At 38.4% G+C, this 26,748-nt stretch carries 17 protein-coding genes and 1 pseudogene; 7 read left to right on the plus strand and 11 right to left on the minus strand.

Going from position 1 to position 26,748, the window contains the following annotated elements; translation table 11 throughout:
- On the plus strand, window positions 1–1,143 hold the full coding sequence (locus A0J48_RS06685) for a cupin domain-containing protein (RefSeq protein ID WP_200321491.1): 1,143 nt from the start codon (window positions 1–3) through the stop codon (window positions 1,141–1,143).
- 29 nt (window positions 1,144–1,172) lie between these two features.
- A complete protein-coding gene (locus A0J48_RS06690; protein ID WP_200321493.1) occupies window positions 1,173–2,423 on the plus strand; it encodes a cupin domain-containing protein in 1,251 nt (416 codons plus the stop codon).
- A 330-nt stretch (window positions 2,424–2,753) separates the two neighbouring features.
- On the opposite strand, the gene A0J48_RS06695 is transcribed toward A0J48_RS06690, so the two are convergent.
- The 3 genes from A0J48_RS06695 to A0J48_RS06705 all read right to left on the minus strand — a co-directional run bounded on the left by A0J48_RS06695 (window position 2,754) and on the right by A0J48_RS06705 (window position 9,541).
- Complete coding sequence (locus A0J48_RS06695) at window positions 2,754–6,758, minus strand: glycerophosphodiester phosphodiesterase family protein (RefSeq protein WP_325078589.1); 4,005 nt, start codon at window positions 6,756–6,758, stop codon at window positions 2,754–2,756.
- A 287-nt stretch (window positions 6,759–7,045) separates the two neighbouring features.
- Complete coding sequence (locus tag A0J48_RS06700) at window positions 7,046–7,192, minus strand: hypothetical protein (protein ID WP_200321497.1); 147 nt, start codon at window positions 7,190–7,192, stop codon at window positions 7,046–7,048.
- Window positions 7,193–7,363: 171 nt separating this feature from the next.
- Window positions 7,364–9,541, minus strand: coding sequence for an alkaline phosphatase PhoX (locus A0J48_RS06705; protein WP_200321499.1), 2,178 nt, complete (start codon window positions 9,539–9,541; stop codon window positions 7,364–7,366).
- 408 nt (window positions 9,542–9,949) lie between these two features.
- Between A0J48_RS06705 and A0J48_RS06710 the strand changes: the two genes are divergently transcribed.
- Entirely contained in the window at window positions 9,950–10,165 is a 216-nt protein-coding gene (locus tag A0J48_RS06710) for a hypothetical protein (RefSeq protein WP_200321501.1), read from the plus strand.
- Window positions 10,166–10,480: 315 nt separating this feature from the next.
- Here the strand turns inward: A0J48_RS06710 and A0J48_RS06715 are convergent, their stop codons facing one another.
- Entirely contained in the window at window positions 10,481–11,983 is a 1,503-nt protein-coding gene (locus A0J48_RS06715; RefSeq protein WP_200321503.1) for a phenylacetate--CoA ligase family protein, read from the minus strand.
- 455 nt (window positions 11,984–12,438) lie between these two features.
- Here A0J48_RS06715 and A0J48_RS06720 point away from each other — a divergent pair, with 455 nt between their 5' ends.
- The 3 genes from A0J48_RS06720 (at window position 12,439) to A0J48_RS06730 (ending at window position 20,653) form a co-directional block, all read left to right on the plus strand.
- Window positions 12,439–16,572 carry a response regulator gene (locus A0J48_RS06720; RefSeq protein ID WP_200321505.1) on the plus strand — a complete coding sequence of 1,378 codons (4,134 nt, stop codon included), beginning with the start codon at window positions 12,439–12,441 and terminating at the stop codon, window positions 16,570–16,572.
- Window positions 16,573–16,705: 133 nt separating this feature from the next.
- The gene (locus tag A0J48_RS06725; RefSeq protein ID WP_200321507.1) at window positions 16,706–18,430 is read left to right on the plus strand and encodes a serine/threonine-protein kinase; all 1,725 of its coding nucleotides are present in this window, start codon (window positions 16,706–16,708) and stop codon (window positions 18,428–18,430) included.
- Between the two features lie 126 nt (window positions 18,431–18,556).
- Window positions 18,557–20,653 carry a serine/threonine-protein kinase gene (locus A0J48_RS06730; protein WP_200321509.1) on the plus strand — a complete coding sequence of 699 codons (2,097 nt, stop codon included), beginning with the start codon at window positions 18,557–18,559 and terminating at the stop codon, window positions 20,651–20,653.
- 213 nt (window positions 20,654–20,866) lie between these two features.
- Here A0J48_RS06730 and A0J48_RS06735 read toward each other — a convergent pair whose 3' ends face one another.
- Both A0J48_RS06735 and A0J48_RS06740 read right to left on the minus strand, forming a co-directional pair.
- Window positions 20,867–21,082: a hypothetical protein gene (locus A0J48_RS06735; protein ID WP_200321511.1), complete on the minus strand. Its 216-nt coding sequence runs from the start codon at window positions 21,080–21,082 to the stop codon at window positions 20,867–20,869.
- A 116-nt stretch (window positions 21,083–21,198) separates the two neighbouring features.
- Window positions 21,199–22,401, minus strand: coding sequence for a phosphoglycerate kinase (locus A0J48_RS06740; RefSeq protein WP_200321513.1), 1,203 nt, complete (start codon window positions 22,399–22,401; stop codon window positions 21,199–21,201).
- 89 nt (window positions 22,402–22,490) lie between these two features.
- Between A0J48_RS06740 and A0J48_RS06745 the strand changes: the two genes are divergently transcribed.
- Window positions 22,491–22,898 (plus strand): universal stress protein, encoded by a 408-nt coding sequence (locus tag A0J48_RS06745; protein WP_200321515.1) that lies wholly within the window; start codon window positions 22,491–22,493, stop codon window positions 22,896–22,898.
- Between the two features lie 91 nt (window positions 22,899–22,989).
- Here A0J48_RS06745 and A0J48_RS06750 read toward each other — a convergent pair whose 3' ends face one another.
- From A0J48_RS06750 to hemW, 5 genes and pseudogenes are all read right to left on the minus strand, one after another.
- On the minus strand, window positions 22,990–23,754 hold the full coding sequence (locus A0J48_RS06750) for a sterol desaturase family protein (protein WP_200321517.1): 765 nt from the start codon (window positions 23,752–23,754) through the stop codon (window positions 22,990–22,992).
- A 14-nt stretch (window positions 23,755–23,768) separates the two neighbouring features.
- Complete coding sequence (locus tag A0J48_RS06755; RefSeq protein ID WP_200321519.1) at window positions 23,769–24,299, minus strand: rhodanese-like domain-containing protein; 531 nt, start codon at window positions 24,297–24,299, stop codon at window positions 23,769–23,771.
- A gap of 19 nt (window positions 24,300–24,318) precedes the next feature.
- Window positions 24,319–24,843, minus strand: coding sequence for a type IV pilin-like G/H family protein (locus A0J48_RS06760; RefSeq protein WP_200321521.1), 525 nt, complete (start codon window positions 24,841–24,843; stop codon window positions 24,319–24,321).
- Between the two features lie 23 nt (window positions 24,844–24,866).
- A pseudogene (locus A0J48_RS06765) lies at window positions 24,867–25,148 on the minus strand (type IV pilin-like G/H family protein); the annotation flags it as partial.
- 246 nt (window positions 25,149–25,394) lie between these two features.
- A complete protein-coding gene (hemW, locus tag A0J48_RS06770; RefSeq protein ID WP_200321523.1) occupies window positions 25,395–26,579 on the minus strand; it encodes a radical SAM family heme chaperone HemW in 1,185 nt (394 codons plus the stop codon).
- Window positions 26,580–26,748 lie beyond the last annotated feature (169 nt).

The following is a 26,748-nucleotide window of genomic DNA, read 5'->3' on the forward strand; positions in this document are numbered from 1 at the left end:
ATGGACCCAGCATTTAACGACATTTTTACGAGTCCGTGGAATGACATTTTCAAGGTAGTCTTCTATCCTGACCGGATTTATCACGCGGAATATCTCAACGCTACCCGCAGCCCCCGTTACCGTTACAATGTGCGCGAAGTGCGTAGCTATTTGGGTATCAATGCCCTCAAGGGTGAAGTATATCTAGATGGTAAGTTTCTCAGTAATTTTCTCCGCTTGGAATATCGTTCTGGTCGCTTGGTGGAACAGACACGGGAGAAAAAACGTTTACTCAAGGATCAGTTGATTGCTTGGGTAAGGGTATTACCAGAGGATGAAAGTAAGAAGGCAGAAGCAACGGTAAAGTTGTGTTATTGCTCTTGGATTGATGCTTACGAGGTGGAGATTTGGGAAACCCTAGAACCTCCTGCTGGTAGCTACCACGATTTTCAAGTTTTGGATCAGATGGGACGCAATGGGGCAATTACGCGAGTTAAGGCGTTTACTCCAGCATTGGGAGATATCAAGTCTTTGACCAAGATAGAGTTGGCGTTTCGGGAGAACGATCGCAATTTACCATCTGGTTATCAAATTAGCAGTAATGATGCTGTTTGGGATAACGACTATTCGAGATCGCACCAAGAACCCCGCACCCAAGACCCCAGTTCACCCCAAAATACTATCTCTGACCTCAACTATCTGATTAACTTCCAACGCGGTTGGTTCTTACAAACACCAGATATTGCCCCAGTTCGATATCGCAACGCCATGATGGATAGTGACAATCCAGACAAGTCAGATACCAACATCATTGATATGCGTTGGATTGTACAGCGAGAACTTGGCGGTTCAATGGTGTTCTTCCATGAAGTGACTGTTCCCCCAGGGGTAGTTGAAGGTACACACCAACACATCGGTACTGAGGAACTGTATTACATTACCGAGGGTGAAGGCATTGCCTATATGCGAGTTGGTGATGATCCCGCTACAGATAAATACCCGACCGTTGAACGTCAAGTGATCGGGTTAGGAACAAAGGAATTTAAGGAACTACCAGTGAAACCAGGGAGTGTGATTTTTACCAAGAGTGGGGGAATGCACGGCATTCGTAACCCTGGGACAAAACCCCTCAAATTCGTTGCTTTCTTGTATCACACCAACTAATTCATCCACCTAATTTTCACCAACTTGTCATGTTTATTGTTCATTCTGATAGTATTTTCAAAGTAGACCCCAATACCCCACCCGAATATAATCGGGGTAATCCTTTGCTGAAGTTGTTGAACTTTCTAGAAAGAGCGCAATTAGCAGCAGAAAGAGAATTTTATCTAACTGACCAATTACAGTATCTTTTTCCCTATCAGTCTTTAGTGTTTTATGGGCCACAAGGTGCTGATGCCAATATTCTCGACCCCACGCAGCAGGATAATAAAACCGATTTCCAAAAGCAAAACGTCAAGGACTTTTATAGTACCGATACCTTTCTAGTCCGGGGTTTGGTAACTGTTGGAGATTGGACAGGGCCATTTTTGCGGATTTCCTATCGAGGCGGCCCAGATTCTCAGCTTTCTGTTGCTGCTGGTAACAAATTGGGAGAAAAAATCAAACTCTGGGTCAAGGTTGGGGATGTAGCTACACCAATGCTAATTACTGTTCCCTACAATGAACGGAGCGATCGCTATGAAGTCGAGTTCTGGGGTTATCCGGGGAATGACTTGAGAAGTCAACTCGATGACAAAGGCCGCAATTCCATAGATCGTGGTGAACTTCAAGTACGCACGGACTTAGTACATGGTAATATTTCTGACTTCAATCGGGAAGGTTTAAATGACCGGCTCATGACACAAGTTGCGCCCACCAACACCATGCACCCAATCTTACCCCTTCATGTGGAACTAGCCTGGGCAGACTTTAATGAAAAAGTTTGGGATTCGCAAAACGGTGCTAATTATCACTACGAGTTCAACATGATCATGCGGGGTTGGGATAACTTCTTGGGAACTGGTATCAGTCCTAACCCTCACGGTGGTATTGGTTTCTTGGAATATCGCAACTTAATGTCTAACTATGGACAATACACGGGCAAAAATGAATTAGGCCGTCAGTTAAATTCTTGGAACTTTAGTGCCTTTAGAAACAAAAATCACGGTAACGGTTTTGAACCCTTCTTTGCCGTTGATTATATGGATTTACACTTACTCAATCCGAGTTGTGGTATTGGCTTACACCGTCATCGTGATAACCAAGAAGTCTTTTTTATGATGGAAGGTCAAGGCTTCATGGTGGTGGGTGACTGGTGCAAAATGCCAGAACGAGAACGCTGTTTTGAAATCCGTACTCTCAAAAGTGGACACATGGCTATGCTCAAAGGTGGTAATCTTCATGCTTTGATGAACAGTACCGACGAGCAAATTTCCCTGTTTATGTTTGGTGGCTATGATTAATGCATTCCCAGTCGGAGACTGGGCAATACTTGTCGGTTACAGCAGTTTTCATGTATTTAGACCACACTCTTGATTCCTCTTTGCGCCTGGAGCGCCTCTGCGTGAGACATGAAAATGTGGTTCATTTACCCGAAAATCGCTGTAAGCTCAAAAAAAACGAAATCACGTAGGTTGGGTTGTTCGCTGTCTTCGTTGCGAAGCAATGGAACGAAACCCAACATTTACCGAAAAAATGGGTTTGAGGTTCCCCGTCCGGAGTGATAAGTTCTAATTAGGGATCTCAATCATTACTCGTTACTCGGTACTCAGCACTATTTCGGTAAAGATGATTCAGACGAAAGCAAAATGATCAGCAGTCAAGCTGGTGGCATCAATACCATTCAAAATAGCAATGGTTGTAGTACCCACCATAATACTGTTGCCACTTAAAGTCAGGTCATCAAAGCCAAAATCTGCACCTTGACCACCAATACCTAAGACATCAGTACCAATTTCCCAGTCAGTAATGGTGTTAGTCTCACTAGGTAGATCACCATTGAGTATCCAGAATTGGTCAGCACCTATACCACCAGAGAGTAAGTTACCACCACCTTCTTGGACAAATAATTGATCGTCACCGTCACCACCTAAAGCACGACCATCTGCACCTAGGTAGAAAATATCATTACCTGCACCACCGGAAAGACGGTAGTCAGTAACATCTGTAGCGTCTAGTTCATCATCTCCACTGCTACCAAAAGAGCGATCGCCATCTGCCACATAGATAACATCAGCACCACTACCAGTAAAGATGCGGTTGTTACCAGCTAAACTACCACCAAAGGGAACATCTACTTCATCGTTACCAGCACCTGTGAAAACTATATCGCTGACACCATCAAAATCAATTCCAGCGATCAACAAATCTGCATCTGGTGTACCTATAACTAAATCCTGATCCGGTTGACCTAAACCTGGTGCTAGGTTAAGAGGCTGATCTAATTCAAGCATAATGATTTCGTTGTTGTCGATATCAGGCCCACGACCGACAGAGAAGGGGTAGTTGTTGTCATTGGCCACCAAAATAGTATTTTCATCAACAACTAAAACATCTTCAATGGTGACAAATGGAAAATCAAATGTGGTTTGTCCATCTCCATTGAGGTCGTTGGGGTCTTGGATATTCAGGAGGTCAACTACTTCCTGTTTTTCTACAAAACCATTAGCATCTGTTTTAGACAAATCAACTTTGTAGATTTTCTTGAATTGTGCCGCGTCACCTTGATTAGGATCTCTCTCAATCACCAGATATTCATTATTATTAATGACTGTGAAATCACCAATGGCATGACTGGGATCTTCAAGCTGGTAGAATCCCTGTAATCCCTGATATTGTTGAGAATCTACATCAAATTTATAGATTCGTAGTGAACCAACCGGATCACCAAATACTGTTCCTTCTAATAATGGATATAAGGTTTTTTGGTCGGGACTAATTGCCATACCTTCAAAACCTTGAGAACGATTAAGATTAGAAACAACAGTTTCACCGACGAATTGATCACGCACCAAGTCACCTGTACTGGGAAAGTCGGTGAAATAACCATCAATTCCTAGTTCGATGAACTGTTCATATTCACTCTTGGGATCACCATTGTAGTCTGAGGCCAGAAAAACATCTTCATTGCGGAAGGTGTAGGCATGGACAAGCAAACCTGCATCATGGGCATCTTCTACTAGGGTGGTGGGAATGCCTAGAACTCTATCAGCTTCGTTAATTGTGCCATCACCATTCAGGTCATCTGCTTGACCATCACCATTGTTATCTACAGTGCTAGAAGGAACAATTAAACGCTTGCTAGGTCCAATACCAGCAGCATACTCGGTAATATTAGCTAGTTCTGCTGGGGTAGTCAGATCGCCATAGGTGCGAGAGTCACCACTAACTACAAAATCATAGGGCTTTTGTGTTGCTCCGCCAAATAATTGAATTAGTGGTAGGTCAATACTTGCCCCTGGCATGAGAACATCATTAAGTTCTTGGAGATTGCCTACTTCAAAGGACTGAATAAATATCCGCGTTGGATCAGTAAAGTCGTTAGCAACTAAGGTTTCAACCAGCAACTCTCCTAAATTGATGTTAATTTTGGTAGTACCATCCAGGAGTGTACCTTCAGTTGCAAAATAGGTGGGATGTTTGGTTTCTGGATAGATGCCAATTTTCCGACCTGTTTCTGCTTCTACCTGCTTGACTAATTCAATGATTTCTGTGAGGGTGGGAACTTCTAAATTATCATTGTCGTATTCTGTTCCCCGCAGGTCTGGTAGACGTTCGATCGCTTTTAGGGTTTTGATTTCTGCTAAAGTCAGGTCTTCGGTAAACCAACCTGTAATGGTGCGACCATCAACAACTTTGGTGGTTTTACGGTCTGCAAATTCTGGACGGTCTGCAATATCTGTGCTGGTGTCTGTGCGGTTAACGGAACCATCATCATTGAGTATTGCTAAGGCGTTTTCGTGACGGGCAATTAAAATACCATCTTTGGTGGCTACCAAATCAGGTTCAATAAAATCAGCACCATCAGCGATCGCTAATTTGTAACTTTCTAAGGTATGTTCTGGACGTGAACCACTTGCACCTCTATGACCAATAACTAAAGGTGCATTCCCATCTAGAGTATTAAACTCAGTTTCTGCCAGAACATCAGGGTGTTGGGGCGATCGCACAAACTCTGCGGTCATTTGGTCACGGACTACATCACCTGTACCTGGAAAATCAGTAAAATATCCATCAACGCCTAAATTAATGAATTGTTTAAATTCTGCTCCTGGGTCGCCATTATAATCTGAAGCTAAATAACGATCTTCGTCACGGAAGGTATAGGCATGAACAAACAAACCTGCATCATGGGCATCTTTGATTAAAGTAGTAGGAGTAGTCAGAGTTTTATCAGCATCGTTAACTACACCATCATCATTGACATCATCTGCTACACCATCACCATTTGCATCCACACCCTCAACAGAAACAATCATCCGTTTCCAGGGGCCAATACCATCCGCATAGGTAGCAATTTCTGCTAAACCGGCTGATGTTTGCAGGTCGCCATAGGTGCGTGTGTCACCGTTAACTGTAAAATCGTAGGGTCGGGCATTCACAGATTCATAAATCAGAGAACCATCCAGGGCCACATCATAAGCATCCAACAACTGAACTAGAGGGATATCAGTTATTTCATTGAGTTCTTTGAGGTTAGCAGTTTCAAAAGATTGGATAAAGATCCGACTGGGATCAGTGAATTCTGCTGCTTCCAGAGTTGCTAACAGCGGTTCTTCTAAAGACAATCCTAAATCATCGTGAAAAGTTGGATGTTTGGTTTCTGGATAGATGCCAATTTTTCGACCTGTATCTGCTTCCACCTGTTTTACTAATTCGATGATTTCCGCAAAAGTAGGAATTTCATACAAATCATTAAATACTTGAGGACGGAAACTTTGAGGCATTTTTGCCTTTAGTGTTTTGATTTCTGCCAAAGTAAAATCAGAAGCGAAATATGCAGTAACTTCTTCACCATCCAGCATCTTAGTAGATTTGCGATCTTCACCAAAAACTTCTGCTACGTTGGTAGTGTTATCTAGCATTGGTTCGTGACGGGCAATTAGCACACCATCCTTAGTAGAAACTAGGTCTGGTTCAATGAAATCTGCACCTCGTTCAATTGCTAATTTGTATGCACCCAGAGTATGTTCCGGTAGTTCACCACTAGCACCCCGATGTCCAATCACAATTGGTGCTTCACCAGTTAATGTATTCAGGGTGATTGTATTAGGTGTAGGAATGGGTGCATCTAACAGTTTTCCACTGGCATCAAAATGTAAAAGATAAGGGCCAAATTCATCACCAACCCAGATTGAACCATCCTTAGCAATTACAAAAGATTCAATATCAAAATCTGCACCAGTTAATAATCTGTCGCTGGTTGCTTCATTGATAATTTGGAAAGGAATTTTGTGTTCAGGATCAGAGAGTTGAATGAAATCTAAAGTATTAACACTACCATCTCCGTTCTCTATTCCCTTAAAATCAGGGTCTACACGATGGATACGTAGTAAATAATCTGCACTATTATTCTTTGCACCATAACCATTATCTGACAGAAAATATAAACTATCGCTGTCGGCAAATTGTACACCACTAAAACCTTGGATTGGCTGTCCTGGAAACGGACCAGTTCTACCATTTCCAGAAATACCATTACCAGAATCAGGACCTTCAGCAAAGGTGTCAGCAAAAAGAGAAGCAAAACCTATTAACTTAACTTGGGAAACCATATATTTAGTATTTCTGTTGTTGATTTTAGCTTGTTACTTACTACTGAACTTCTTTTGAAATCATGGCGACAATCAGAAATCATTTTTTGTGACTATGCTAATTTTAGATTTGGGATTTTAGCCTAGAAACCAAAAATTTTTGAGTCACATCTGTCAAAATTGATATGAGAAAATCCAAGTAGCGCCACTATAATTTCATGAAAAGATTAAGATAAAAGTAAGTTGGGTAAAATAGCAGGTTAAGATCATCTTTGAAGAGAATGTTTCTTACAGCAGATTGCAGATCAATGCAAATCAATGAGGTACAGAATCTAAATTCCCAGCTGGACAACAAGCCAGTTTTTCTCCTGACTCCTGACTCCTGACTCCTGACTCCTGACTCCTGACTCCTGACTCCTGACTCCTGACTCCTGACTCCTGACTTTTGCTGTATTGCCAAATTTTTGCCAATTTTGCATAGTACATGATATAAATAAAGAACTGATAACTGAATAACTAATAAAAAATGGGAGAGATAAGGAAAGCCTTCATCTCCCATTTTTCCTAAATATCTGTTGTCAGTTGGATGAGAACAGACCGTAATGAGTACCTCATCCTGTTTTTGCTATATAAAACCTAGACATCCTGATTTAGACAAAAGCAAAATTATCAGCAGTCAAGCTGGTGGCATCAATACCATTCAAAATAGCAATGGTTGTAGTACCTACCATAATACTGTTGCCGCTTAAGGTCAGGTCATCAAAGCCAAAATCTGCACCTTGACCACCAATACCTAACACATCAGTACCAATTTCCAAGTCAGTGATGGTGTTAGCCTCACTAGATAGATCACCGTTGAGTATCCAGAATTGGTCAGCACCTATACCACCAGAGAGTAAGTTACCACCACCTTCTTGGACAAATAATTGATCGTCACCGTCACCACCTAAAGCACGACCATCTGCACCTAGGTAGAAAATATCATTACCAACACCACCGGCAAGACGGTAGTCAGTAGCATCTGTAGCATCTAGTTCATCATCTCCACTACCACCGAATGAGCGATCGCCATCAACTACATAGGTTACATCAGCACCACCACCAGTAAAGATGCGGTTGTTACCAGCTAGGCTACCAGCTAAGGAAACATCTACTTCATCGTTACCAGCACCGCTGAAAACTATATCGTTGACACCATCAAAGTCAACACCTGCGATTAATAAATCTGCGTCAGCGTCACCAAATACCAAGTTAGACTCTTGTACTAAAGTAGCGTCGGGAGTGATCAGGAATGCCAACTGACCACCTTGCACCAAGTTATCGTTAGCTTCAACTGTGCCATCTCCATCGGTATCAACACCGGGAACATTGATAATGTTGCCATCACGAAGGCTGTGAGCTTGGACATCAAAAATCAGTAGTTCGCCAGGATCGTTGCCAAACAGTGTGGATACATCGAGGATACCAGAAGATTCCCAGTTACCAATGTCTGTGGGGCTAGAATCAGTCTGACCGGAAGGGACAGCAGAGCGATCCATTTGCGCTACACGGGTTGCAGTAGCAGCGGGATCAGCGTCGGAAGGGTCAATAGTCCAGATAGAAGCTTCTTCTCCAGATTCTGCACCAAAGAGGTCAGCACCTATGGCGCGGTCTTCTTGAATGTAGATTAAACCATCATCTGCCCAATCTAAGTTATCAGGACTACGCAGACCGAAGTCTTGATTACCTTCATCGTTACCATCGTAGAGGATGTTGAGGTTAGCTGTAATTTCAGTTTCGCCAAAGTCAACATCAACTTTATAAGTTGTACCCCAGGTATCAGCATCGTCGAAGACACCAGTACGACCTGTGGAAGCTAAAACAGCTTCAGTTCCATCAAAGGGGTTGGTGGCTACGTCTTCAGGACGAGAGAACTTAAAAGCGCCAGCAGCTTCTGCAAGAGCATCTTGTTTCTCTTGGGTAGCAAAACCTTGATCATCGTAGCCTTCAGTACCAGCTAAGTCGGGGCGGTAGTAGTCAAGTTCCACAAATTTACCATTTGTGCTGCTACCACTGCCATTAAAATCTCTAGGATCGGCTTCAATTGCATCTGACGCATCTGCCGCATCATCGGCAACCCAGACATACAATTTGCCTTCAGCTAGTCCATTACGATCTAAGAAACTACCATCACCATTAGCATTTTTTTCACCAACATAAAGAAGTAATGGAGCCGCTTCGCGGTCGTCACCTATCAATAAAGCTATTTGATCTGTATTTCCTGTATCTAATTCGGTAACACTTTCCCAAGCAGCGCGACCTAACCAGGGTAAAGCCCACAATTCATTAGTAGCGGTGTCTAAGGCAAATAGTGAACCGCCATCGGTTTCTTCACCAGCAAAGTAGATAGTATCCGCAAAACCCATATCGGAGCCAAACTGGTTGGCCTCCATCAAGTTAGCGGAGCAAAAGCGGTCAATACCTTCAAATTCTAAGTCAGACGCTTCGTCTACAATTTCACCAGCACGGTTATAAATGGTGTCATAAGCTAAACCTGAATCAACTATTTGCAGAGTGGATTTATCAATATCAAAATAGCTGATTCTTGCACCAGGCAATGAAGCACCACTTTCCAGGGTATATTCATAACCCAAGTCGCTACTTAGTTCGTGGTTGACGAGGATGCGAACGGTAGTGTCATTCAGTGCAAACGCACCTGTACCATCAAGAATGCCTGGAGGAGTATAGCCATCAATGGTTTCACCAACTGTATAGATAGGAGTAACTGTATAACCATCTAGACCCATCACTTGAGCAGGTTCAGTTGTGTTGAATGGTGTATTAGTCATAAAATTCCTCAATTCATATTGTCATGTTTGCTGATAAATCAGTTCCAAAGTAGTAATGAAAAAAGCTAAAAAATTTTAGTATCAGGTCTGGTTAACCCTTTTTGTTTAATAGCTCTGGGAAAACTTAGGGTTACTGACTATCAGAGATCACAGACAATAGAATTTCACTTTGAGGTTAAGATATGACTATGATATAGCTAACTTATAGCTATCTCTTGATTAAAACTCGTATAAAAAAAGCGAAGAAGTCATATCTTTAGACTTTTTGCAAACGGCTGAATGCTTACCTTAATATTGAAGACCTTTGGAAATTTTAGTGATAAAATATATTTAAAGTCTGATGGAATCTCCGCTTCGTAAACTTCCTACGCTTCTAGAAATAATTACTAAACTCTTCAAATTATCCTCATGAAACGAATTACTTCTGTTATCCTCGCTACAGTGATAGCGTCTATGTCTGTGTTGGGTATTGCTGAAAATGCTGATGCAAGTCGTCATTATCGTCGTCATACGACTACTCATGTCAGACGTTATCGGACTTGTACTGGTAGGAATCGTTACAGATACTATCATGGTAGATACTATAGATGTCGATACTACAGAAGCAATAGACGACACCATTAATTCGATTACTATTTTCCAATAGTATGGTGGGCAATGCCCACCTAATACAAATTCAACATTTCTGGTATTCAGCTATCAGTAATCAGTAATCAGCTTTTTGCAGCAATAACAAAGATTCAGAAATTGTAATTTCAGGAATGTTATCTGCATCTGTTTATTTTCACTGTTTGTATTTCCATATTTCAGGTACATAGCTGAATGCTGTTAGCGTAGCGTGCCGTTAGGCATTAGCTGACTGCTGAATGCTTACACTAAAACTATTCCCTATTCCCTATTCCCTATTCCCTATTCCCTATTCCCTATTCTCTGGTAAATCTACTTTCTGGTATATCTATGTTTCACACCCACAGGGAAATATTCAATATCACCAGTAGGTTTTAATTCTAGTTGTGGACTTTGATATTCTAAGGGAACATAATTAGCAAACTCGCTGTTAAGACGCAACAATTGAGAAAGTATAGAGGCAGTTATTTCTGCTTGTTTCTCTTCACTACTGTCTACTCCCGGTGCTAATTCTACAACTACAGATAAAAAACGGTTTTTGTCGTAATCTTCTTTTACTTGTAAAACAAATTTACCTGTCACCCATTCTCTAATTGTTGGTTGTTCTAAGCCAACTGAGATATTTTCTGGGTAAATATTCGCACCGAAATAGGAAACTGTAAAGTTAGAACGTCCGAAAATATAAACAAATGGTAGTTGATAAACTTCTGTATTTGACTGTAATTCTGTTAGAGGATTAAAACCCCATGAGTCTAAAAATTTTAGCATTTGTTCATAGCTAATTAAACCGCCATGATCTAAGATGTTATAACGAATTAAAGGAATGCCATTTTTACCAGAAAATAGTAAATTTCCGCCCTGTTCTTCAAAAAAGCGGCTACAGGGATCATACTGTACTAAGGTAGGTAATCTAGATTCACCAAATAATGCTTTTGCTGCTGTAGGATTTGCAGATAAAAAACGACGAATACAGATACTCAAAGGTGTTTCATTCCCTAAAACTCCTGCGTCCGCTGTGCCATACATAGAAGCAAAATCATAACAGGGGTTTTGAGAACCTATTCGTTCAGCTACTAAATTTCGCCATTCTTCACTAAATACTTCTCCTGCCATCACTAATTTAATTTGATATTGACTCCACTGCATACCATCGGCAATACCTGTGTCAATTACATCTTTCAAAAATGGTGGATATCCTAACAAGACAATTTGCTCAAAATTATCACCTATCTCTTGAACAATTCGCAATATTTCTGTTTTGTTATTACCTGGTGTAATGACTGTAATTGGATATCCTTTCAGGGCTAAATGACGACAGCAATTAGTAGTAAACATTCCTCCTACCCAAGTTCCTAAGGTGAAACAAACGACCGCTAATGTGCGTTTACTATCTGCATGAAAACTATCATGAAAAATTTGTTCAAAGCGGGTCGCTATTTGCATTTCATCGGTGAGAAAGCGCGGCCAAAATGTGGGTTTACCTGTAGAACCAGAGGAGGCAGCTATCATATCACAATTTTCTAATTTACCGTGTATACACAATTGAGCTAAAGAATAACGAGAGATATAATTTTCTTTGTTAATTGTGGGTAATGCTTGGAATTGTTCTAGAGTTTGAATAGCCTGGGGATTGATTTTCTGTTGTTTTAAAAAATCTTGATAAGCAGGTACAGTAGCAACAATATCTTGAAATAAAGAAATAGCTATTGTTGTAGTGTCTGTCTGAAGATGTTTTGTGAGTTTTTGTGCAATCGGTATAGATACAAAATCTTTAAGTTCTTGAATTGCTGTTTGGGTCTGTGATTGAGGTTTCATAAAGTTATATGATGTCAATTTGATTATTTATCATATCTGTTGAGTCAGGGAATAGGGAAGAGAAAAACAGTTCTTCTCAATAATTAGCTGGACATGATATAACTGACAACTTGCAGATTTGATATTTTAGTAGCATTTAATACTTAGCAATTAAGTAGTGAAAAACTGATGTAAAATAATGTGTATCAACAAGAGTCATACATCAGCAACCTAAACCCTTGACAATCAATATAGCGATACGATTTGATTTATGTTCGCGTAGCGTGGCGTAAGCCATATTTTTCGTAGAGGAGTTGGATGTAAGGAGTTTTGTATGGCTACGCGACGCAAGCTATCAATAATCAAATAGGAGTTCTATATATAAATTATTGATTCACGAGCAGGTGTAATATATAAAATCTACTTAGAAAGACTGTGAAAATACTAACACCTGAGTGCGGGTATGGATCAATAAGATGCTAAATCAAGATATTTATCAATTATTTGCTAAACAACAGATGGAAACAACTTCTATCATAGTTGCACCAACAAATTCTGTTTTAGAAGTTATTCATAAAATGATGGATGCATACTCAAGTGATGTAATTTCTAATAAAAATGTAGAAGCTCAAACAAAAGCATTACAAAAAGTTAGTTGCGCTATAGTTATAGAAAATGAGCATTTAGTTGGTTTAATCACAGAACGGGATTTAGTCAAGTTAGCAGCAAAAGAAGTAGCTTTAGAAAATGTGATTGTTGCTGATGTAATGACTCGGAATTTAATCACCTGTCAAGATACACAAATTCACAATTTTATCGAACTAATTAATTTGATGCAGAAGCATTGCATCAGACATATACCTGTTTTAAATTCCCAGCAAAAATATGTGGGTGTGATAACTCCAGAAATGCTGCGTTCAATATTGCAACCTGTGGATTTATTAAAACATCGCTATGTTGATGAAGTGATGAATAATAAAGTGATTTGTAGTCAGGCTGAAAACTCAATATTAGACTTAGTAGAACTGATGATTAATCATCGAGTTAGTTGTGTTGTAATTACGAAAAAAACACTAACAGGAGTAATTGCTCCCATTGGTATTGTTACAGAAAAAGATATTGTTAAATTTCAAGCTTTAAGACTAAATTTATCAAAATTAATCACAGAAACAGTCATGACGACCCCTCTAGTTCTCTGTCACACAGATGACTGTTTGTGGAATGTACATCAAAAAATGCAAGAGCATAACATTCGCCGCTTGGTAGTAGTAAATAATCAGGGAGAATTAGCAGGTATTTTGACCCAAAGTAGTATTTTACTAGCTATTGACCCTAGAGAATTATATAGTTTGATTGCTGTTTTACAGCATCAGGTGACTACTTTACAAGCAGAAAAAAGTCAATTATTAAAGCAAATTACTCAGAATCTAAAACCACAATCTGAACAACAAAACTCCTTTTTAACAATCCAAGAAAAGAGAGAAAAATTACTTGCTGATATGGCTTTACGGATTCGTTCTTCTCTAGAATTACCAACTATCTTAAAAACAGCAGTTGAGGAAGTGCATCAATTATTAGCAACGGATAGAGTAATTATTTATCGGTTGGAAGAGGGAAGTAAAAAAGGTCTTGTAGAATCAGTGAGTCATCCTCAATTATCAATTATTCATCACATTATTGCTAATGAATGTTTAGCAGCAAGTTGTTTTGCTTGTGCTCTTAATCCGCATAGTCAAGCTATTGCTGATATTCATCAGGCTAATTTGTGGGAATGTTGCCATAATTTTTTAGCACAGTATGGAGTAAAAGCTTATTTAACTATACCAATTACAGTAAATAATCAACCTTGGGGGTTGTTAATTGCTCATGATTGTACTTCTCCTCGATTTTGGCAAAATCAAGAAATTGAATTTTTAGAACAATTATCAGTGCAACTTTCTATTGCTATACAACAAGCTTTATTAATTCAAGAATTACAAGAATCTAAACAACAATTAGAAACTAAAGTTGCACAACGTACTGCTGAACTACAACAGGAATTGCTGCATTCTCAACAAATCCAATTAGAATTACAGAACACACAAAGTAAACTATCAGGAATTCTTCAGGTTGCTGAGGATGCAATTATTTCCATTGATGGTGAACAACGAATCATTATGTTTAACCAAGGTGCAGTTAAGGCATTTGGTTATTCTTCTGAAGAAGTAATTGGACAAACATTAGATTTTCTTTTACCAGCAAGATTTGTCCAATCACACCATCACCATGTTCAAAAATTTAGAATTTCTGGGGATATTGCGCGGCCAATGGGAGATAGAAACCGGACTTTATTTGCGCGTCGTCGAGATGGGACAGAATTTCCGGCTGAAGCTTCTATTTCTAAGTTGAATATTGATAATCAAATTATTCTTACTGTTATTCTCAGAGATATTACAACCAGAAAAGAATCAGAAGTAATTTTACAAAATCAATTTAATAAAATAATTCTTTTAAGAAAGATTTCTGATCAAATTCGCCAAAGTTTAGAACCTGAGCAAATTTTTCAAATTGCTGCTATTGAAATTGGCAAAGCTTTTAATATTAACCAAGCCTTGATTTTCAATTGTTATCCCAGCGAGAATGAAGAAGAAAATCGCATTAAAGTGATTTGTACTGCTGAATATATTGTCGGAAACTATTCCTCTTTCTTAGGGACTGAAATTCCTATTATGGGTAATACTTATATGGCGGCTATAATAAGTCAAGAAAAAGCTATCCCCGTTGATGATGTTTCTATTCACCCTATCTTAGCTGATCTAAAACCTAGATTAAAGATGAGGCAACTGAAATCTTTGTTAGGAGCTGGTACATTTTATCAAAGTGAAATTAATGGAGCAATTGGATTATATCACTGTGAACATTATCATCATTGGACTGAGGATGAAATTGAATTATTGGAAGCAGTTGCAGTTCAATTAGGTATAGCTATTGCTCAAGCAAATTTATTAAAACAGGAAAAACAAAATTTAGAGAAACTAGCACGAAAAAACGCTGAATTACAACAAGCCAGACAAGAAGCTGATGCAGCTAATCGAGCTAAAAGTGAATTTTTGGCAATCATGAGTCATGAAATTCGTACTCCCATGAATGGTGTGATTGGGATGACTAGTTTGTTAATTGATACTGATCTTACATCCCAACAACTTGATTTTGTAGAAACTATTCGTAACAGTGGCGAATCTTTACTGACAATTATTAATGATATTCTTGATTTTTCTAAAATTGAATCTGGAAAATTAGATTTAGAATATCAAATATTTAATTTACAGGAATGTTTAGAAACTGCTATTGATTTATTCGCTCATCAAGCAGTTGATAAAAATTTAAATTTAGCATATTTTTGGCATCCAGCAACACCCATTAATATTCAGGGCGATGTCACCAGAGTTCGCCAAGTTTTAGTTAATTTGATTGGAAATGCAATTAAATTTACCCAACAGGGAGAAATTATTGTTTCTGTTAATGCTAAACTTGCTAATGTCACAAATAATCAATATGAAATTGAATTTGCTGTTCAGGACACAGGGATTGGTATTGATATAGCACAGCAAAATTATCTGTTTCACGCTTTTAGTCAAGTTGATGCTTCTACTACTCGTAAATATGGTGGAACAGGTTTAGGTCTGGCTATTTGCAAACAGTTGGTAGAAATTATGGGGGGAAGAATCTGGCTAGAAAGCGATTTGCATCGAGGTTCAACTTTTTACTTTACTATTGTTACGCAAATAAAGTCTGGTGGTGATGATGTGGGTATTAATTTCCAGTCATTAATTGGAAAAAAAGTGTTATTAGTTGCTAAAAATAATACTAATTTGAAAATTATAAAGCAACAATTACAAGCATATCAAATGATTGTTAATACTACTGATCGAGCAGAAAGTTTTGTGAGGATGTTATCTAAAGATGATTATAATTTGATTATTATTGATTGGCATATTTTTACTGTGAATGGTATGAATTTAACAAATGATCTTAGTAATTTGACTTTACAGAAATTGCCTTTAATCATTTTAACTGACTTTGCTAATGTCACAGCAAAACTAAAAACTCATTATCCGCAAATATCTATTTTAAATAATCCAATTAAACAATCTCAGTTGTATTTGATGTTAAAGGAAATTTTTGCTGAAGCAGATGATCAAGATTCACAAGTAATGACTAATACAACTGTTAATACTGTTACTTCTTTACACCCTAGTTTGCGGATTCTTTTGGCTGAAGATAATATTGTTAATCAGAAAGTTGCTTTGTTGATTTTGAAAAAATTAGGACATCAAGCCGATATAGCAGCTAATGGTTTAGAAGTAATTGCCGCTTTACAACGTCAAAATTATGATGTGATTTTGATGGATGTACAAATGCCAGAAATGGATGGATTAGAAACAACTCGTTGGATTTGTGAAAATTTATCAGGCAGTCAAAAACCGCGCATTATTGCTATGACGGCAAATGCCATGACAAGAGACAGACAAATTTGTTTAAATGCCGGTATGGATGATTTTTTAAGTAAACCTTTAAATTTAGAGTTGCTAAAACAAGCTTTAGCTTTAGTTAGGCCAATGCTTAGATAGACTAGGTTACTGGTGACAGAAAATCGCTTTTTCCAATTACCAACCTGACTTAAAGGGTTATTTTCTGAGTTATCAGTAAATCATCTTTTCTGTGTTGTATAACTTGATTAGCCCTAATTTATCTTTTGTGATTATGCAGATATATTGTAGTCAAAAGCACGCTAATACTAAAAATAATCGTTTTTGTACTCTTTGCGGTGAGGATTTGCTGTTGACTGTTGGGCAAGTTATTGATAATCGTTATGAAATTGGGCGTATATTAGGGCAAGGTGGCTTTGGACGTAGTTATTTAGCGGTTGACAGACAAAAAGCGCGTGAAAAGTGCGTTTTAAAGGAATTTGCGCCCCAGGTTGTGAAAGGGGAAGATTTACAAAAAGCTAAAGAATTATTTGAACGAGAAGCAAGTGTACTAAAAAAAATTCTACATCCTCAAATTCCGCGTTTTCATGCTTCCATTCAAGCCAAAATAGGTACTAGGGATTTTTTCTTTTTGGTACAAGATTATATTCCCGGTGAAAATTATTATGAGTTGTTAGCACAGCGTCGGAGTCAAGGAAAATCTTTTAGTGAACAGGAAGTAGTGAATCTGTTGCATCATCTGCTGCCAGTTTTGAGTTATATTCACAAACTAAATATTATTCATCGGGATATTTCACCGGATAATTTAATTTTAAGACATGGTGATAATTTGCCAGTATTGATTGATTTTGGTGGGGTGAAACAGTTACCAGCCTCTCAGGGTTTTTGGCAAACTCAGTTAGCTGGTAATGGTACTTTATTGGGTAAAAAAGGATATGCACCTGAAGAACAATTAATTCAAGGAAAAGTATATAAAAATAGTGATTTATATTCTTTGGCTGTGACGGTTTTGGTATTAGTGACTGGGAAAGAACCGCAAACACTTTATGATAGTTATAACGGGGCTTGGTATTGGGGTAAAGAAATTAAGATTAGTTCTCAGTTGGAGGTAGTTTTAAAAAAGATGTTGGCATATAAACCAAGCGATCGCTATCAAACAGCAGAACAAGTTATTAAAGATTTACCCGCACCATCTTCTGTCTCTACAGATAATACTATTTTGACTGTAAATACTATGCAACCTACTAGCAATAAGTCTAATTCTTATCTGACTAAGTTAAAAACAATGGTAGCAGCACCGGGCATAAAACACGCCCGCAATCTTGGTACTGGATTTCATAATAAGACTAAATCTGTGGTGCAACAGATACCGATGCCAGCATGGTTGCGCCCTTTTGCTGTTAGCTTTATCTTGACTACTGGTGTAACTTTAACTGGTGCGGGTTTGTGGACACTAGGAAATTTTATGGTTAAAAGCATATCATCAATTACTTTACCGAAAGTTGAAATTCCACCAGTTCCAACTATTAATAATCCAGGAGGTGTTACAAGTAGTAAACGCAGTATTCAAGAAGTATTTAGCCGCTTGCAAGAACTAGAAATTTCTTCTGTATTTTTTACTAGAACAGTTAATGAAATATTTTATACTCAAAAGCCAGATTTGCGGGGAAGGGAGTTAACGGATAACCCAGAAGATAGGTCTTTGCGTGAACAATGGAATAATATTGCTGATGAGTTGTTAAAAAAAATTGAACAGGCTAACTTGAGTGCAACAGCACGCAGAAAGATAGGTACCTATAGTCAACAAGACTCCCAAAGGTGGGATCGACTAGCTAAAGCAGGGAGATTAGGTAAATATAGGTCTTTTCAGGATTTGCGAACAGACACATATCAAAAATTTGACCCATTGTTTCCTGGTCAAGAACATGGCAAACTAAATCAGCAGACTTTCCTGCAAATTTGGTATGCGATCGCATCTGACCAAGTAGGAAATAGATAAGAGGTGACAGGGAAGAAAATTTTAGATTGAAGTGGCTCAAAACAATCCAAAGTCCAAAATCCAAAATAAAGAACTCCCTAGTCCTTGACTAATGGCTAATAACTAATAACTAACGACTAATCACTAATGACTAATCTTTATTGTTCTAAAGGACATCAAAATCCATCTGGTAGTAAGTTTTGTCTACAGTGTGGTGAAAAGATATTAGAAAAGCCTGTAAGTAATGGTATCCAAACAGGTCAAACTTTAGGCGATCGCTATGTAATTGTACGTCAACTCGGACAAGGAGGTTTTGGGCGGACTTATTTAGCTGAAGATATTAACCGCTTCCGCGAAGCTTGTGTGTTAAAGGAATTTTCTCCTCAAGTACAAACTCCTTACGTTGTCCAAAAAGCTGAAGAACTATTTCAACGAGAAGCCAGTGTTCTCTATAAGTTGCAACATCCCCAAATTCCTCGGTTTCGGGAATTATTACGCATTAATTTGGAAGCTAAGGAATCTCTGTTTTTAGTACAAGATTATATAGAAGGACAAACTTATAATTCTTTATTAAATAGTCGCAAACAACAAGGTTTAAAATTTACAGAAATAGCAGTAAACCAATTATTAAAGCAAATTTTACCAGTGCTGGAATATATTCACTCTGTTGGTGTAATTCATCGTGATATTTCTCCTGATAATTTAATGCTTCGCACTGCTGATCAATTACCAGTTTTAATTGATTTTGGTGGTGTCAAACAAGTTGCGGCAACAGTCGCTTCTCAATATTATCAAACTGGTATGAGTTCATCTCCCACCAATGGAACTCTGTTAGGAAAAGTGGGATTTGCACCACCTGAACAAATGCAGACAGGTGCAGTTTTTCCCCATAGTGATTTATATGCTTTAGCTGTGACAGTGTTAGTTTTACTGACAGGTAAACAGCCCCAAGAATTAATTGATACTCATAATCTGACTTGGCAATGGCGACGGGAAGTAAACGTTAGTCCCGAATTAGGGCAAATATTAGATAGAATGCTATCTGCAAGGGCTGGCGATCGCTATCAATCAGCTAGTCACGTTCTAGCAGCACTCAACCCCCAACCAATTAATTATCCTCCCACCCAACCACCTACACCACAAATTCCCACGTCGGAAACCGTTGCTGTTTCTCCCCCCCAACACCCAGCACCTCAACCTGCAATTACTCCTAATCCCCAAGCTGCAAGTATTTGGACAGGAACAAACATCTTTATTGTTACCTTAGCCTTAATTACCAGTGGGGTATTACTGTGGTGGGGATTCAATCACCCGAAACAGGATCTAGGAGGAAGTGATCCAGAAATTACATCTAGTCCTACTCCTAGCGTCAGTGAGTCCCCAGAAATTGCCAATAATTATTCACCAGAGGAAAGAGAACGCAAACAAAGATTGAGCGATCGCCGTCAGCAATTAGGTATAGATTATAACTATTATGTGAGTTTAGTCAATCAAATCTTTTGGGAACAAAACCCCAGTTTAAAAGGACGCACCCTCAGCGATAGTACAGAAGATGCAAGCTTGCGAACAGAATGGGATCAAACCGCAGCCAAAGTTTTAGACAAATTATCAGCACTAAGTTCTAACTCTCGTCGTCAATTGGGAACATATACTTCAGCAGAACGCGATCGCTGGAAAGTAGAAGTTAACCGCAAAAACGTTGGTAGTCGTTCCTTATATGATTTAGGTGATGCGGCTTTCTTACATCAATTTCCTGAACAAAAAGGTAAAGACTTTCTTAGTCAACCAATTGGACAAGTTTGGCATGGATTTGTCAATGATAAACTCAACGCTATCCTATCAAATAGCGCCTTTGAAAAAATAGTATTTCCTGAAGGTGAGACAGGGAAAACAGTTAGTGGTACACTGCAACCAGGAGAAGGTAAAGTATTCATAGCTGGACTTGCTAAAGAGCAAAATATGGAAGTGCAAATAGAAGCAAGTTCGCAAATTTTACTATCAATTTATTCTCCTTCTGGAACAGTCACATTTTTAGAAGATTCTCAACAGCGCACAGTTACCAAAACTTTACCAGAAACAGGATTTTATGAATTTGTAATAGTTTCCACAGCATCAAAACCTGGACAATATCAGCTTACAGTCACAGTAGAAAATCCCCCAGAACCAGAACCTACGGAAACACCAACTCCAGAACCGACACAAGAACCCACACCTACACCGACTGGAACAGAGACACCACAGTAGATAGATGGGGAACAGAGGAACTTGAGGTGCAGAGTGTTGTCAAATTCCAAAAATGTTAATGAAAGCAATTTACAGGCTAATCTTGATGGTTTTCCGGCTGTTGCTAACGGCTGAATGCTTACCCTTACCTTAATGGCTTAATTAGAAGTGCTGGGCGTAATTTTCCAATTGTTAGGTCTGTTTGGGGAAATTTGAATAATACAATTTGACCTGCTATTGCCATTTTTCTATAAGATCCGCTTCTGTGTATTCTGGGAGATAATCATTTTCTAAACCCCTCATGGCCTGTTCAAGTGAAAATTGCTTCCATTCTTCATTTTCTGTATTAGTTATATCTGATAACAGGGGGTTATAAAGTGTTAGTTTCTCTTCTCTCAAGACTTCTCTAATCATCTCCTTAATCAAGGCTTTTAATTCTTGAGTTTCCATAATTTTACCTTTGAATAACTTTCTAATGCTAGTAGATGAATGCTAACAAAAAGAGTAAGGGAATGCAAAATTACCTCCCCTACTCAATTTGTTATTAGTTAACAGAACTTACTAACTTACGCTTCATCCAAAGCTGCAATACCAGGTAATACTTTACCTTCCAACAACTCCAAACTAGCACCACCACCGGTAGAAATGTGGCTCATTTGATCAGCTAAACCAACCTTTTCCACAGCGGCTACAGAGTCACCACCACCGATAATGGTAGTTGTGCCGGTTTTGCCGATTTCTGCTAAAGTACGAGCGATCGCCTCAGTACCCACAGCAAATTTATCAAACTCGAACACACCCATAGGACCATTCCAGATTACAGTCTTACAATCAGCCAAAGCTTCTTGGAAAACCTTCACAGAGTCAGGACCAATATCTAAACCCATACCATCAGCAGGGATATTTTCAATGCTCACAGTGGTAGCATTAGCATCAGGCGCAAACTTATCAGCCGCAACAATATCAGTAGGTAGCAATAAAGCCACACCCTTTTCCTTAGCCTTCGCTTCCAAAGTCTGCGCTAATTCCATCTTGTCTTCTTCTACCAAAGACTTACCAACATTCAAACCACGGGCTTTGTAAAATGTAAAGATCATTCCACCGCCAATGATCAACTTATCGCACTTTTCTAAGAGAGTTTCAATCACACCAATTTTGCTAGAAACCTTAGAACCGCCGATAATGGCTGCTAAAGGACGCTTAGGTTGTTCAATTGCACTTTGTAAATATTGCAATTCCTTTTCAACCAAGTAACCAGCTACGGAAGGACTTAAATACTTAGTTACACCTTCAGTAGAAGCATGGGCGCGGTGTGCAGTACCGAAAGCATCATTTACATAAAAATCAGCGTTGGCAGCCAATTTTTGAGCAAATTCAGGGTCGTTCCCTTCTTCTTCCTTGTAGAAGCGGACATTTTCTAATAACAGCACTTGGCCATTTTGCAACGCTCCAACCTTAGCAGCCACATCATCACCAATACAGTCATCAGTTTTGACAACTTCTTGTCCTAACAACTCAGAAAGACGTTTAGCCACAGGAGTTAGACGTAATTTTTCATCTACACCCTTGGGACGACCGAAATGACTTGCTAAAATGACTTTAGAACCCTTTTTGGTCAAATCTTGGATAGTTGGCAACGCTGCTCGAATCCGGGTATCATCGGTAATGTTGCCTTGATCATCCACAGGCACGTTAAAATCAACCCGCACCAAAGCGCGTTTGCCAGATATATCAGCCGCAGATAAACTTGCTAAACTTTTTTTAGACACAGCCAAACTCTCCTGATTGCCTTTTTGTTATTGTTTTCAAAATATGACCATCAAGATTTTACCGGAGTGCGGGCTGTCCCAGTGAGATTATGTTTAAAACAGTTCTATTTCCAATTGATCAAAGTCGTGAAGCACGGGAAGCAGCTGACCTAGTTACCAAGGTTGTGCAACTGTGTACCAGTCGTCTAGTAGTGCTTTCCGTCGTAGAAGAACCAGCCCCAGACGCGCCCTCTGGCAGTCCAATGGTGTCTCCAGAAGCAGTTGCTAAACTACTGGAAGATGCCCAAGCCTTATTTTCTGGGCAAGGTATTACCACTGAAGTCATAGAAAAACAAGGCAACCCTGCTTTTACTATCTGTGATGTTGCTGATGAGATAGGGGCTGACTTAATTATTATGGGCTGTCGCGGGTTAGGACTGACTGAAGAAGGTCTAACTGAGAGTGTGACAAACCGGGTGATTAACCTTTCTCCTTGTCCAGTTTTGATTGTGCCTTAATTAGTAAACAAGGAGTATGGCTTAGGCCACGCTTCGCTATCAGGAGTATGGCTTACGCCACGCTCCCCTATCAGCATTAATGAATTAATCTTTATTCCCTGTTTCTTGCCATAAATGGCAATTTTAATAACTGAATGAAATTAAAATCTCTATTTTCTTGTGCTACGCCTAATTTAATAGTTTCTGGAAATAGAGGATAATAACGGGATTGAAAAATTACATCCCATATAGTCAAAAGGCTTGAATAATTACTATTAGTAGCTTCTATCATTTGTGAATGATGAAACCGATGATAATTCGGTGTCACTATTAAATAACTAACAAATTTATCAATTTGAAAATTTAAAGCTAAATTACTGTGATGAAAAATCAGCGATATTGCAAATAAGGATTCATAAAAAATTAAATTATTTATTTCTATACCAAATAGATATATTAAAAATATTTTAGGCAAATTAGATAAAATTACTTCAATTATATGAAAACGATAAGCAGTAGAGATATTTATATACCTATCTGTATGATGGACTAAATGAAAGTTCCATCCTAAAGATGAACTATGCATCAATCTATGCCAAACATACATATATAAATCTAGTAAGAAAAAAGATAAACTAAATTCTAGCCAAGGTATATTAATGGCATCAAACAGTCCTAGCCATATAGTTTGTTTCCATACCCATTTTAAAATCAATGCTATTAACAAATTAATTCCTATAGCATTAATTAACCCTAAGATTAAATTAGTAGAAAATATTTTGATTGCACCTTGACGATATTGAAAAAAAGGACAAATAGTTTCTAATACACCGAAGAAAACAATGCTGATAAAAATAAATAATGATTTATATTCCATTTTGATATCTAACCTTAAACTTCTGACATTGCTGGATCAATTTTTTCTCTCCATTCATGAATTCCACCCTGAACATTTGCACCTTCAATTCCTGATTCCTTTAGCAATTCCAAAGCTTTATTCGACCTTTTACCCACAGAGCAATATGTAATTAATCTATGTCCTGGCATAAGCAATTTAATTTTTTTAATTCCCGTACCCTGTTCAATATCTGTTAGTGGTACAAATATTGCTCCTGGAATGTGAACATCTTCATATTCATCAAGACTACGCACATCAATTAATAGAAATTTAGGGTCTTGTCTGTCAATTAATTGTTTCAGTTCTTGCACAGTAATTTGAGGTGTATTAGATGCCCGAATTGCATCACCTAAAACGGGCAAACTAGATAAGTTAGTTAGTGGTATTCCGGCTTTAATTAATGGCTGAAGTAGTTCAGGGTTATATATCGCCACAGCCATCACCATACCACTAATGATGAAACCCCAAAGGAAAACTCTGGAGATAAGTTTAAAATTTAGGTTATGGCCATTATTTTGCAGCATAATCCTTAATTTTGTTTATTTATTGAACGGTTGTAGTTCCCACAGGACAGCTAGGAACACCATTATTAAACAAGGGTTCAGGTGGAGTAATTATACCAGGTTTATCATTAATACATAAAATGCTAATGGTTGTAGTTTCAGTTTTTTCCTTTGCAGGAATTATGAAAACTCCACCAACTGCACTTTTAATATTTTGATTACGTGCTATTCCATAGGTATATGCAGATGTTTGCCTAGTTTTGATGGAATAATTGTGATTGGTAGTCTGAGATTCAATACCAAGTTGTAATTCTGCTAATGAATTAGTAAATTTGTTTTTTTCTAAAAAATATGCTTCTTGATGACGGTTGATAGCCCTGGTGTATTGCTTTACTTGAGATAATGGGTCTGGTTTGCGAGCTACTGCTAGGAAAGATGGTAGTACTAAGGCAGCCAAAATTCCTGTTATGATTAAAAAAATTACCCATTCTATAGTAGTAATTCCTTCATCATCATTGTTATTGAAGAAATATGAAAGCCATTTAGTGGATAACTTGTAATTCATAAAACAACCTTTGTTAAAATATGCTATCTACGCAATTCTTTTGTCCCAGCACCACAGGTAGCTAAACCATTTTCATGATCATAAATAGGTACAGCTATTTCTTTATTTGCTGATAAATTACTTTCACATACAATCGCTACAGTTGTCATTTCGGATTTTTCCTGTGCGGGAACTATGAAAACTCCTCCAATCACGCTTTTATTATTTTGAGAGCGAGGAATTCCATAACTATATGCAGATGTTTTTGTAGTTTTGATGAAATAATTGTAATGGAGTGTCTGAGATTTAATACCTATTCCTAATTTGTCTAATGAATTAGATTAGGATTAACGTAAGGATTCAGGGAACAGGGAACAGGGAACAGGGAACAGGGAACAGGGGAAGTGTAGGGAGTGTTTTTCAAGAATCAAATATGATTCCTATATTGATATAATTTAGCTTTGAAGCTCAATTGCATATAGTTGTTGGCAAGCGGTGTTTTCTTTCTTCTACATCACGGCTTGCAAGTTTTTCGGAAAAGTTACGTAAAAAAATAACCGAATAACTGCTATTTACTCCCCCAACTTATCAAATAAATCTGCCAACACCACATTAGAAAACAAAAACCCATCAGGGTCAGTTAAACGCAATCTTTCCTCCACAACTTCTACCCAACCTTTTGCAAAATAAGGTTGCAAATATTGTTTAATTTCCTCTACCTTTTGGGTTCCAAACTTCTCCACCAACACTTTCAAACTCAAACCTTCAGCTAACCGCAAACCCAACATTAAAGTTTCTAACAATTCTTCCCCTAAAGGTGTGACTTCACAATCAATTACTGCGCCATTTTGCAACCATTGATAATATTCTTGAGTTTTGCGGGGACGGGTGAAGCGTTTACCTTGCACATAACTGGCCGCACCCATGCCGAAACCATAATAAGAGCGATTTTCCCAATAAACTCGATTATGTTTACATTGATGTCCGCTTTTGGCATAGTTAGAAATTTCATAATGCTCATAACCTGCACCAGTTAAGACTTTTTGCCCTAGTTGGTACATTTGAACAGTAGTTTCATCTGTCGGTAGGGGATGATCTCCGGGTTTGTAATAACGATTAAAAGCTGTCCCTGGTTCAATAGTTAAATCATAGATAGATATGTGCGTGGGGGCAATTTCTACCGCTTTAGTTAGGGAATCTTGCCATTGAACCAAAGACTGATGTGGCAACCCGGAAATTAGGTCTATGCTAAATTCGGGTATTTCGACTTGGTGAATTAAATCAATAGCTGCAAAAATATCTTCAACCGAGTGCGATCGCCCAGCAATTTTTAACAACTCTGCTTGAAACGTCTGCACACCCAAACTCACCCGGTTCACACCTGCACTGCGATAACCTGCGATATGTGCCGAATCATAAGTACCGGGATCCATTTCCATTGAAATTTCTACTCCAGCCGCAATGCCAAAACGGTTCTCCAAAGCTGTTAATATACATTGCAACTGTTCTGTTGATAACAGCGAAGGCGTACCACCACCAAAGAAAATGGTTTCTAGGGGTTGACTAAAGGCTGGTGAAATGCTGATTTCGTGACAGATTGCTTCCACATATTGAGAAATCGTACTAGAGTTTTCTCCCCGTGAGCGATCGCCCACCACAAAAACTGGAAAATCGCAATAAAAACACCGCCGCCGACAAAAGGGAATATGTATGTAAGCAGCACTAGGAACAGGAGTAGCAATATCTTTTGGACTCATTATGACTAAGAATTAAATTTATTGAATGGACAATTACAAATAAGGAAAATGAGTAGTTTGTTTACCAGTTTTTATCTTTTGATAACAAAAATAAGAATAATTATGCAGGGAAAACACTTTGGTTATAATGTTTGCATATATTGTATTTATTGCCTAAACCCCTAGCGTA

The sequence above is a fragment of the Sphaerospermopsis aphanizomenoides BCCUSP55 genome, from assembly GCF_001586785.1.
In the GTDB taxonomy this organism is placed as follows: Bacteria; Cyanobacteriota; Cyanobacteriia; order Cyanobacteriales; family Nostocaceae; genus Sphaerospermopsis_A; species Sphaerospermopsis_A aphanizomenoides_A.